This window comes from Caballeronia choica (assembly GCF_001544535.1).
GTDB lineage: Bacteria > Pseudomonadota > Gammaproteobacteria > Burkholderiales > Burkholderiaceae > Caballeronia > Caballeronia choica.
Window position 1 is genome coordinate 92609 of sequence record NZ_FCON02000017.1, and the last position, 10777, is coordinate 103385.

Annotated in this window: 8 protein-coding genes; all 8 read left to right on the forward strand. The window is 65.6% G+C overall.

Features of this window, described 5'->3' with window-relative positions; translation table 11 throughout:
- The first annotated feature begins 21 nt into the window (after positions 1-21).
- The 8 genes from AWB68_RS10750 (at position 22) to AWB68_RS10785 (ending at position 10245) form a co-directional block, all read left to right on the forward strand.
- Positions 22-540, forward strand: coding sequence for a disulfide bond formation protein B (locus tag AWB68_RS10750; protein WP_087644334.1), 519 nt, complete (start codon positions 22-24; stop codon positions 538-540).
- A 290-nt stretch (positions 541-830) separates the two neighbouring features.
- On the forward strand, positions 831-2348 hold the full coding sequence (gene xdhA / locus AWB68_RS10755; RefSeq protein WP_087644320.1) for a xanthine dehydrogenase small subunit: 1518 nt from the start codon (positions 831-833) through the stop codon (positions 2346-2348).
- Positions 2349-2358: 10 nt separating this feature from the next.
- Positions 2359-4779 (forward strand): xanthine dehydrogenase molybdopterin binding subunit, encoded by a 2421-nt coding sequence (gene xdhB / locus AWB68_RS10760; protein ID WP_087644321.1) that lies wholly within the window; start codon positions 2359-2361, stop codon positions 4777-4779.
- A 33-nt stretch (positions 4780-4812) separates the two neighbouring features.
- Complete coding sequence (gene xdhC / locus AWB68_RS10765; RefSeq protein WP_087644322.1) at positions 4813-5823, forward strand: xanthine dehydrogenase accessory protein XdhC; 1011 nt, start codon at positions 4813-4815, stop codon at positions 5821-5823.
- 38 nt (positions 5824-5861) lie between these two features.
- A complete protein-coding gene (locus tag AWB68_RS10770; RefSeq protein WP_087644323.1) occupies positions 5862-6890 on the forward strand; it encodes an adenosine deaminase in 1029 nt (342 codons plus the stop codon).
- 9 nt (positions 6891-6899) lie between these two features.
- A complete protein-coding gene (locus AWB68_RS10775) occupies positions 6900-8270 on the forward strand; it encodes an NCS2 family permease (RefSeq protein WP_087644324.1) in 1371 nt (456 codons plus the stop codon).
- A 32-nt stretch (positions 8271-8302) separates the two neighbouring features.
- Positions 8303-9631: a guanine deaminase gene (guaD, locus tag AWB68_RS10780; RefSeq protein WP_087644325.1), complete on the forward strand. Its 1329-nt coding sequence runs from the start codon at positions 8303-8305 to the stop codon at positions 9629-9631.
- A 182-nt stretch (positions 9632-9813) separates the two neighbouring features.
- On the forward strand, positions 9814-10245 hold the full coding sequence (locus tag AWB68_RS10785; RefSeq protein ID WP_087644326.1) for a hypothetical protein: 432 nt from the start codon (positions 9814-9816) through the stop codon (positions 10243-10245).
- Positions 10246-10777 lie beyond the last annotated feature (532 nt).

The window sequence follows — 10777 nt, forward strand, 5'->3', positions numbered from 1 at the left end:
AACTCTCTACATCATTTCACCATGCACGAAGACGACCGCATTCTGCGGCGTGAACGGCGGCTGCTGGTCGTGCTCGCCTTCGTCTGTCTCGCGCTGGTCGGCGGAGCGCTTTACCTGCAGTTCTATCGAGGCGAGGACCCCTGTCCGCTCTGCATCATCCAGCGCTATTTCTTCGTGCTGATCGCCGTGTTCGCGTTTCTCGGCGCCGGGCTGCGCGGCTGGCGCGGCGTGGCGGTGCTCGAAGCCATGGTGGCGCTTTCCGCGCTCGGCGGCATCGTGGCGGCGGCGCGACACGTCTACATCCAGGCCCGGCCCGGGTTCAGTTGCGGGTTCGACACCTTGCAGCCGATCGTCGACAATCTGCCGCCCGCGCGCTGGCTGCCGCAGGTGTTCAAGGTCGCGGGGCTGTGCGAGACGCCTTATCCGCCGATTCTCGGGCTCTCGCTGCCGCAATGGTCGCTGCTTGCGTTCGCGATCATCTTCCTGGCCGTCGTGGCGAGCCTGAGAAGCAAGCGCCGGCTGCGGACGCCGTCGATGTGAATTTTGTGCCGGCCGCTCCGGGAGCGGCCACGCTTTCTGCCCCGGCCGAAACGCAACCGGTCGAAGTCACCCACCCCGCCAGCACCCCACCCCTCCCTCTTTTCCGCCGCGCCCCTTTCCCCCATCAGCGCATCCGCATAATCTTGATATGCGCGCCGCAATATTTTTGGGATATTGGGGTGATACCTTCCGGTATGGATGGCGATCTACGTGCGCTCTATCCGGCTCGCCTGCGGGACGTTGCCGGAACGCGTAACGCGCGCCCGATCCGCAATGTCTCGGATTCTCTTATGACAACGCAAACCATCCGTTTTCTCCAGCACGGCGCCGTCCATGAAATCGGCGATGCGCCCGCGACGCGCACCGTGCTCCAGCATCTGCGCGAAACGCAGCAATGCACCGGCACCAAGGAAGGCTGCGCCGAAGGCGACTGCGGCGCCTGCACGGTCGTGGTCGGCGAACTCGACGCGCACGGCAACGTCGCGCTGAAGGCCGTCAACGCGTGCATCCAGTTCCTGCCGACCCTCGACGGCCGCGCGCTGATCACGGTCGAAGACCTGCGCGCCGCCGATGGCACGCTGCATCCGGTGCAACAGGCGCTCGTCGATTGCCACGGCTCGCAGTGCGGGTTCTGCACGCCGGGCTTCGTCATGTCGATGTGGGCGCTCTACCAGAACCAGCCGCCCGGCGCCGGCCTGCCGACGCGCGACGAAATCAGCGCCGCCCTCTCCGGCAACCTGTGCCGCTGCACCGGCTACCGGCCGATCGTCGATGCCGCGCAGAAAATGTTCGATTACCCGCGTGTGCCGTTCGATCGCGAGGCGCTGAAGGCGTCGCTCGAAGGCATCCGGCGCGGCGCCACCTTCGAATACGCCGCGCCCGACGCGCGCGGCCCCGCCTTCGGGTCGCCCACCTTCCGCGCGCCCGCCACACTCGCCGAATTCGCCCGCCTGCGCGCGGCCCATCCGAACGCGCGCCTCCTTGCGGGCAGCACCGACGTCGGCCTGTGGGTCACGAAGCAGTTCCGCGAACTCGGCGACATCCTGTTCATCGGCAACGTCGACGAGTTGAAGACCATCGCGCACGATGCGCAATATCTGACGATCGGCGCCGCGGCATCGCTGGAAGACGCGTACGCGGCGCTCGCCGCCGATTACCCCGAACTCGCGGAACTGTGGACGCGCTTCGCATCGCTGCCGATCCGCAACGCCGGCACGCTCGGCGGCAACGTCGCGAACGGCTCGCCGATCGGCGATTCGATGCCCGCGCTGATCGCGCTCGACGCGCAAGTCGTGCTGCAGAAGGCCGACAAGACCCGCACGCTGCCGCTCGATGCGTTCTATCTCGGCTATCAGAAGACCGCGCTCGATGCCGGCGAATTCGTCGCGGCGATCCGCGTGCCGAGGCCCTCGGCGAGCCTGCGGTTTCGCACCTACAAGATTGCGAAGCGCTACGACCAGGATATCTCGGCGGTCTGCGCGGCGTTCGCGGTGAAGCTCGCGGGCACGCGCGTGACGAGCGTGCGGATCGCGTTCGGCGGCATGGCGGCGACGCCCAAGCGGGCGGCGCGTGCGGAAGCGGCGTTGCTCGACCGGGACTGGACCGAGGCGAACGTCCGCGAAGCGATGCGCGCGCTCGACGCCGATTTCCAGCCACTCACCGACATGCGCGCGTCGAGCGCGTACCGCAGCAAGGTGGCGCGCAACGTGCTGTGGCGTTTCTACCTGGAAACGCGCGGCGATGCTCCGCTCGCCCTCTTCGACGTGAATGCGTTCGCGTTCGAAGCACGGGCCAACGGTGTGCACTGAAGGAGCAGCCATGAACAAGGTAAGCGAACCGCTTGCAACGGGCGCGGCGCTCGAAGCGCAGGCGATCGGCGTCGGCCTGCCGCACGAATCGGCGACGCTGCATGTGAGCGGCGAGGCAACCTACACCGACGACATCGCCGAATTGCGCGGCACGCTGCACGCCGCGCTCGGGCTGTCGCGGCATGCGCATGCGCGCATCGTGTCGCTCGATCTCGATGCGGTGCGCGCGGCGCCGGGCGTCGTTGCCGTGCTGACCGCCGCCGACATCCCCGGCGAGAACAATTGCGGCCCGGTGCTCCACGACGATCCGATTCTCGCGGACGGCCTCGTGCAGTATCTCGGCCAGCCGGTGTTCGCGGTGATCGCAGAGAGCCACGATCTCGCGCGGCGCGCGGCGGCGCTCGCGAAAAGCGAGGACGTCGTGCGCTACGAGTTGCTCGAAGCCGTGCTGACGCCGCGCGAAGCCAAAGAGAAAAAGCAGTTCGTGCTGCCGCCGCTGCATCTGCGGCGCGGCGACCCGGACGCTGCGATTGCGGCGGCGAAGCACCGCATCAAAGGGGAATTCGAGGTCGGCGGACAGGAGCAGTTCTATCTCGAAGGCCAGGTTGCGTATGCGATCCCGAAGGAACTCGACGGCATGCTCGTGCACAGTTCGACGCAACATCCGAGCGAGATGCAGCACCTCGTCGCGCACATGCTCGGCTGGCCGACGCACAACGTGATGTGCGAATGCCGGCGCATGGGCGGCGGCTTTGGCGGCAAGGAATCGCAGTCGGCGGTGTTCGCGTGCGTCGCGGCGCTCGCGGCGCACAAGCTGCACCGGCCGGTCAAGCTGCGCGCCGATCGCGACGACGACTTCATGATCACCGGCAAGCGCCACGACGCCGTCTACGCCTACGAGGCCGGCTTCGACGACGACGGCCGGCTCGCGGGCGCGCGGGTCGAAATCGCGTTGCGGGCGGGTTATTCGGCGGACCTGTCGGGCGCGGTCGCGACGCGCGCCGTCTGCCACTTCGACAACGCGTATTACCTGAGCGACGTCGATATCGTCGCGCTGGCGTGCAAGACGAACACGCAGTCGAACACGGCGTTTCGCGGCTTCGGGGGGCCGCAGGGCGCGCTCGTGATGGAAGTGCTGCTCGACGACGTCGCGCACCGGTTGAAGCGCGATCCGCTCGACGTGCGGCGCGCGAATTACTACGGCATCGGCGAGCGCGACACGACGCCGTATGGCCAGAAGGTCGAGGACAACGTCATCGCGCCGCTCACCGACGAGCTGGTCGAATCGAGCGACTATCAGGCGCGCCGCGCCGCGATCGCCGCGTTCAATGCGAAGAGCCCGGTGCTCCGGCGCGGCATCGCGTTCGCGCCGGTCAAGTTCGGCATCTCGTTCAACGTGCCGTTCCTCAACCAGGCGGGCGCGCTCGTGCACGTCTACAAGGACGGCTCGGTGCTCGTGAATCACGGCGGCACGGAGATGGGCCAGGGGCTCAACACCAAGGTCGCGCAGGTCGTGGCCAACGCGCTCGGCGTGGGGCTTTCCCACGTGCGCGTGACGGCGACCGATACATCGAAGGTCGCGAATACGTCGGCGACGGCCGCCTCGACGGGCAGCGACCTCAACGGCAAGGCCGCCGAAGCCGCCGCGCTGACGATCCGCGCGCGGCTTGCGGAACTCGCCGCCAAGCAACTCGGCGGCACGGCGGACGAGGTGCGCTTTCACAACGGCGTCGTCGATTCGAATGGCGGCGAGATGCCGTTCAGTCAGTTGGTCGCGGCGGCGTATCTCGCGCGCGTGCAACTGTGGTCCGACGGTTTCTACGCGACGCCCAAGGTCCACTGGGACGCGAAGACGCTCCAAGGCCATCCGTTCTACTACTTCGCGTATGGGGCGGCGGTGTCGGAGGTGGTCGTCGATACGCTCACCGGCGAGTGGAAGCTCGTGCGCGCCGATCTGCTGCACGACGCCGGCCAGTCGATCAACCCGGCGATCGATATCGGACAAGTAGAAGGCGGTTTCATTCAGGGCATGGGCTGGCTCACCACGGAAGAACTCTGGTGGAACCGCGACGGACGGCTCATGACGCACGCGCCCTCGACGTACAAGATCCCGGCTGTCAGCGATACGCCCGCCGCGTTCAACGTCGCGCTCTATCGCAACGACAACGTCGAGCCGACCGTGTTCCGCTCGAAGGCGGTCGGCGAGCCGCCGCTCTTGCTGGGGTTCTCGGTGCTGCTCGCGATCCGCGCGGCGATCGCGTCGGTTGCGCCCGATGCGACAGATGCGCCAAAGCTGCGCGCACCCGCGACGCCGGAAGCCATCCTCGATGCGCTCGACGGCTGCGCCGCGCTGCTCAGTCAACCGGCTCAAGCGGGTGAACCGAGCCAGCCAAGCACGAACGACGCGGCCCAACCGGCCCCGGTAAACTAGCGCCTCAAACCTCAACTCATAGGAGCGCATCCGATGCAAGCATGGCTGCACGACCTGCAACAACTGCTCGCGCACGGCGATGCTCTCGTGCTCGTGACGGTCGCGCGCGTCGAAGGCTCCGCACCACGCGAGCCCGGCACGAAGATGATCGTCACGCGCGAGGACGCACGCTACACGATCGGCGGCGGCCATCTCGAATGGAAGGCGATCGAGACCGCGCGGCAAGTGCTGAAGGACGGCATGCGCAGCCCGCGCATGCGGCGGCTGGAACGCTTCGCGCTCGGCCCGAGCCTCGGACAATGCTGCGGCGGCGCGGTCGTCCTTGCGTTCGAACGGCTCGACGTGTCCGATCTCGGCTGGGTCACCACGCTCGGCAAACGCACCGCGCAAGGTTTGTCGACGGTGCGTAGCGTGTCGTTCAGCGCCGCGCCCGATGCCGTGATGCTCTCGGACCCGGAACCGGGCGTCGCAGGTTCGGACTGCCTGCTCTGGGACGGCGCCGGCTTCGACGACAGCGGCGCGCTCCTCACCGAGACCATCGCGCCGCGCGAATTCTCGGTGGTGCTGTTCGGCGCGGGCCATGTCGGCGCGGCGCTGGTGCGCGTGCTCGCCACGTTGCCGTGCCATGTCACCTGGGTCGACGAACGCGATGCCGCGTTCCCCGCTGCGCAGTTCGTACCGGACAACGTCACGATCGAACCGAACGACGCGCCCGATTCAGCCGTCGATGCCGCGCCGCCCGACACGTTTTTCATCGTGATGACGCACAACCATACGGTCGATCTCGTGCTCGCGGAACGCATCCTTCGACGCGGCGACTTCGCGTTCTTCGGCATGATCGGCTCGCATACGAAGCGAAAGCAGTTCGAGCACCGGCTCGCGGCGCGCGGCATCGACCCGGTGCGCATCGCGCGCATGATTTGCCCGATCGGCGTCGATGGCATCGTCGACAAGGCGCCGGAAGTCATCGCCGTTGCAGCGGCAGCCCAACTGCTGCAAGCGGTCGAAGCGCATGCCCACGCGTCATCGCAACAGATGGCGTGACATCACCCCAGCCCTATTTTCAAGCCCTAAAAAAACGCATGAACCCCACACTCGCTGACAAGATCGCACGCGCGCCCAAGGCCGAACTGCACATCCACATCGAAGGCTCGCTCGAACCCGAACTGATCTTCCAGCTCGCGCAAAGGAACGGCGTGAAGCTCGCGTATGAATCGATCGATGCGCTGCGCGCCGCCTACGCGTTCACCGACCTGCAATCGTTCCTCGACATCTACTACGCGGGCGCGAGCGTGCTGCTGCACGAGCAGGACTTCTACGACATGACGACGGCGTACGTCGAACGCGCTCTCGCCGATCACGTCACGCACGCGGAAATCTTCTTCGACCCGCAGACGCATACCGAACGCGGCGTGCCGATGGAAACGGTGGTCGCGGGCATCGAGCGGGCGCTCGCCGACGGCGAGAAGCGCGGCATGACGAGCAAGCTGATTCTCTGCTTCCTGCGCCATCTTTCGGAAGAAGACGCGCTCGCCACCTTCGATTCCGCGTTACCGCTCTTCGACCAGTACCGGCACCGCCTGATCGGAGTCGGGCTCGACTCGTCGGAGCAAGGCCATCCGCCGTCGAAGTTCGAGCGCGTGTTCGCGAAGGCGCGCGACAAGGGCCTGAAACTCGTCGCGCATGCGGGCGAGGAAGGACCGCCCGCGTATGTCTACGAAGCGCTCGACCTGCTCAAGGTGGATCGCGTCGATCATGGCGTGCGCAGCATCGAAGACCCGGCGCTCGTCGCGCGTCTCGCCGATGCGCGCATCGCGCTGACCGTCTGCCCGCTGTCGAACCTGAAGCTCTGCGTCTTCGACGACATGACCCGGCATACGCTCAAGGACCTGCTCGACCGCGGCGTCGCGGTGATGGTCAACTCGGACGATCCCGCGTACTTCGGCGGCTACGTGAACGCCAACTACTTCGCAATCGTCGATGCGCTGAAGCTCTCGGAAGACGAGGTCTACACGCTGCTCAAAAACAGCCTCGAAGCGTCGTTCGTGACGCCCGCCGAGCGCGACGCGATGGTCGCCAACCTCGATGCGTACTGGCACGCGGCGGCTTGAAGAATGAAGATGGAAACCACCGCACCACTCGAACGCGATACGACCACGCTCGAACGGTACTTCGGCATCCGCGCGGCGGGCTCGCGCGTGAAGACGGAAGTCGTCGCCGGCATCACGACGTTCCTCACGGCGATGTACATCATCGTCGTCAATCCGGGCATTCTTTCGCAAGCCGGCGTGCCCTTCCCCGCAGCGCTCACGGCCACCGTGATCGTCAGTTTTCTCGGCAGTTGCGCGATGGGCCTCTACGCGCGCAACCCGGTGCTCGTCGCGCCCGGCATGGGCATGAACGCGCTCTTCGCGTTCGTGATGGTCCACGGCGGCAAGATGCCGTGGCAGACCGCGCTCGGCTGCGTGTTCTGGTCCGGCGTGATCTTCGCGGTGCTCGCGGCGTTCAACGCGCGCAAGCTCGTCGTCGATGCGATTCCGGCGAACCTGCGGCACGCAGTGTCGTGCGGCATCGGCTTGTTCATCAGCCTGATCGGGCTCGTCAACGCGAAGTTCGTCGTCGGCGATCCGGTGACGATCGTGCATTCGGCCTCGCTCAATCCGGTCGTGATCACGTTCCTGATCGGCCTCGCGGTGACGACGATCCTGGTTGCCCGCCGCGTGACCGGCGCGCTGATGCTCGGCATCGTGTTCACGACCCTCATCGCGATTCCGATTGGCCGCTTCTGGGGCGACGGCACCGCGTACTGGCCCGCCGCGATCGCGACGAAAACGCTCGTCAACTGGAACGGCCTCATCTCGGCGCCGGACTTTTCCGGCATCGGGCAACTCGATCTCATCGGCGCGCTGAAGGTGATCTACTGGCCGTTCATCTTCGTGATGCTTTTCACGTCGTTCTTCGATGCGCTCTCCACCTTCATGGCGATCTCGGAGGCCGGCAAGCTCTACGACAAGGACGGCAACCCGCGCAACATCCGCCAGTCGATGATCGTCGATTCGTTCTCCGCGCTCGTTTCGGCGCCGCTCGGCACGAGCCCGGCGAACGCGTACATCGAATCGGCCGCGGGCATTTCGGCGGGCGGGCGCACCGGGCTCGTCGCGGTGGTCGCGGGGCTGTGCTTCCTGCCGTTCCTGTTTCTCTCGCCGCTGCTCTCGCTCGTGCCCGCCATCGCGACGGCGCCCGCGCTCGTGCTGGTCGGCGTGTTCATGATGGAGTCGATCACGCAGATCGAATGGCAGCGCTTTGACGAAGCGATCCCCGCCTTTCTCGCGATGATCCTGATTCCGCTCACGTATTCGATCACCGACGGCATCGCGTATGGTTTTCTCGCGTTCGTCGTGATCAAGGCCTTCACCGGACAGATGAAGGCCATCAAGCCGGCGATGTGGATTGTCGCCGCGCTCTCGCTGCTGCTGCTCACACAGCTCTAAAACATGACTAAAGTCTCCGGAGACGTTGCACCATGACTCAAACCGCCTATCGCGCCCAGCTTCTGACTTTCCGCGACGATCCCGCGCACGCCGCCGACGGCGCGGTATTCGAGGAAGACGGCCTCTTGATCGTCGAGGACGGCCGCGTGGTCGCGGCAGGCGCATACGCGGCGCTGCGCGCGCGCCTCGCGCCCGACGCCACCATCAAGACGATGCGCGACAAGCTGATCGTGCCGGGCTTCATCGATTCGCACATCCACTATCCGCAGACGGACATGATCGCGTCGCCGGCGCCGGGTTTGCTGCCGTGGCTCAACACGTACACGTTCCCGACCGAGCGCGAGTTCGGCAATCCGTCGCATGCGCGCGAAACGGCGAGCTTCTTCCTCGACGAACTGCTCGCCTGCGGCACGACGACTGCGCTCGTGTACTGCACGGTGCACAAGGAATCCGCCGACGCGTTCTTCACCGAGAGCGAGTCGCGCAACCTGCGCATGGTCGCGGGCAAGGTGCTGATGGATCGCAACTGCCCGGAGTTTTTGCGCGACACGGCGCAGTCCGGCTACGACGACAGCGCCGAGCTGATCGCGCGCTGGCACAACCGCGGCCGCCAGCAATACGCGCTCACGCCGCGTTTCGCGCCGACCTCGACCGAAGCGCAACTCGAAGCGTGCGGTGTGCTCGCGCGTGCGCATCAGGACGTGTTCATCCAGAGTCACGTCGCCGAGAACACCGACGAGATCAAGTGGGTCGAGAGCCTGTTCCCGGGGCATCGCAGCTATCTCGACATCTACGATCACTACGACCTGCTGCGCCGTCGCGCGGTGTACGGCCACTGCATCTATCTCGACGACGCCGATCGCCAGCGGATGGCCGAAACGGGCGCGGTGGCGTCGCACTGCCCGACCTCGAACCTGTTCCTCGGCAGCGGCCTGTTCGACTTCGACAAGGCCGGCGCCGCGAACATGCCGGTCGCGCTCGCGACGGACGTCGGCGGCGGCACGTCGTTTTCGATGCTGCAGACGATGAACGAAGCGCACAAGATCGCGCGCCTGACCGGCCATCATTTGACCGCGACGCGCATGTTCTGGCTCTCGACGACGGGCGCGGCGAAGGTGCTCGATCTCGACGACAGGATCGGCACGCTCGCGCCCGGCAGCGAAGCCGATTTCGTCGTGCTCGATCCGGCCGGTACGCCGCTTTTGGCGCGCCGCACGGCGCGGGCGGGATCGCTTGAAGAATTGCTGTTCGCGTTCGCGCTGCTCGGGGATGATCGCGCGGTGTTCGAGACTTATGCGGCCGGCAACTGCGTGCATCGGCGGGGCGCGCGCAAGACGTCGGCGCTGGAACTCGCCGCTTAGTCCGCGTTCGATTCGGCTCGAATGAGAGCGCCCTGGAAACTGAACCGGCGCCGCAACCATCCGGCGATTGGCGGTGCAGTTCAACCAGGGCGCTTTTTACTCGTTACGTAAAGATGGGTCGCCAGGGTCGAGCACGCTCGCTCGCTTGCCGCTACAGTCTGGTTTTAGCTCCGGCATCGGTCATGAAGCAACTCGTTCGAATCGCTTGCGCGCTGGCTTGCGCCGCTTCGCCCGCACTTTCCCACGCCCTCGCGCTGGACGCCCAGCTCGACTGCAAGTCGACCGCGCACGCGTTTATTGCGCCGCTGCTGCAACAGCAGTTGATCGAAGACAAGCCGATGCACGTCGAGCCGAATTCGGTCAACGCGTTTCGTCCGGTGAAGGGTAGCCACCTGACGGCGTTCGGCTTCGACGTGTATGCGGTCGTCGGGTATCAGAAGGACGATGCGATCTTCAGGCAGGGAAGCGGCCAGCCCATTGCGGACACGGCGTATGGGGTGGTCGTGATTGGCCGCGATGGTGCGGTGGAGCCGAGAGTGCGTGCGGCGGGCAGCGATGCGACCGTGCATCATGTCGCGCCGTTCATCACGGCGATATTCTGCAAACCGGGGTGAGGGGGGCGCTGGCGCTTGGAGGTGGGGTGTGGTTTACGCCGTTTGATGTTTTTGCGCTCCTGTGGAACTTGTTTTCTTAGCGGTTTATTAGCGCTGCCCCTGTCCGGGGCGGGAAGGATGATCGCTTGCGCTTGGGGCCGGCTTCAACCGTTTGATGCGCTTGTATTCCTATGGAACTTGTTTTCTTAGCGGTTTATTAGCTCTGCCCCTGTCCGGGGCGGGACTCACTTTCTTTGCTGCTGCAAAGAAAGTAAGCAAAGAAAGCAGCTTCCCACCGCCAATCCTTGCCAGGCGCCGCTAGCCCGTTCCCTCTGAGTGGTCCAACCGGGGGAGTGTCGTTAGCGGGGTTTCCCCGTTGTTGGCATGTAGAAGAGGCACGGACATCGCACCGCTAAACGAAGTGGACCAGCAGTCATTCATCCAGCCTCGCGCTACGCGCTCACCCGTCAGGCAAAACCAACACCCATCGCTATCACTATCGCTATATCACCATCCTACGTTCGTGCTTGCTGCATGCTTCAATTCACCACCG

Excerpts from the sequence above, each read along its gene's own strand:
- xdhB (WP_087644321.1), top strand. The coding sequence starts at position 2,359 with ATGAACAAGGTAAGCGAACCGCTTGCAACGGGCGCGGCGCTCGAAGCG.
- guaD (WP_087644325.1), top strand. The coding sequence starts at position 8,303 with ATGACTCAAACCGCCTATCGCGCCCAGCTTCTGACTTTCCGCGACGAT.
- xdhC (WP_087644322.1), top strand. The coding sequence starts at position 4,813 with ATGCAAGCATGGCTGCACGACCTGCAACAACTGCTCGCGCACGGCGAT.
- AWB68_RS10775 (WP_087644324.1), top strand. The coding sequence starts at position 6,900 with ATGGAAACCACCGCACCACTCGAACGCGATACGACCACGCTCGAACGG.
- AWB68_RS10785 (WP_087644326.1), top strand. The coding sequence starts at position 9,814 with ATGAAGCAACTCGTTCGAATCGCTTGCGCGCTGGCTTGCGCCGCTTCG.
- AWB68_RS10770 (WP_087644323.1), top strand. The coding sequence starts at position 5,862 with ATGAACCCCACACTCGCTGACAAGATCGCACGCGCGCCCAAGGCCGAA.
- xdhA (WP_087644320.1), top strand. The coding sequence starts at position 831 with ATGACAACGCAAACCATCCGTTTTCTCCAGCACGGCGCCGTCCATGAA.
- AWB68_RS10750 (WP_087644334.1), top strand. The coding sequence starts at position 22 with ATGCACGAAGACGACCGCATTCTGCGGCGTGAACGGCGGCTGCTGGTC.